Origin of the sequence: Cnuella takakiae, assembly GCF_001953305.1 — a bacterium.
GTDB classification, from domain to species: domain Bacteria; phylum Bacteroidota; class Bacteroidia; order Chitinophagales; family Chitinophagaceae; genus Flavisolibacter; species Flavisolibacter takakiae.
Window position 1 is genome coordinate 5,140,374 of sequence record NZ_MTFE01000010.1, and the last position, 248, is coordinate 5,140,621.

The window sequence follows — 248 nt, forward strand, 5'->3', positions numbered from 1 at the left end:
CAAAGATGTAAAACCCTTCATGAAGGACTTGGGTGCGGTTTATCGCGCAGCTACAAAAGAAGGGGCAGAACGCGGGCTGGATGCTTTGGCGAAGAACTGGGGTGAGCGTTACCCCAAGGTCATTGAGTCGTGGCGCAGGAACTGGGATCGGCTGAGTTGCTATTATCAGTACAACCGCGACATCCGCCGCATCATCTACACCACCAACATCATAGAGGGTTTTCACCGTCAGCTCAGAACGGTCACCA

General features: G+C 53.2%; 1 protein-coding gene. It reads left to right on the forward strand.

Annotation, left to right across the window (positions count from 1 at the left end; genetic code table 11):
* Window positions 1-248: transposase (locus BUE76_RS21960; RefSeq protein ID WP_143313445.1), on the forward strand; the 248-nt coding region annotated here is incomplete at both ends.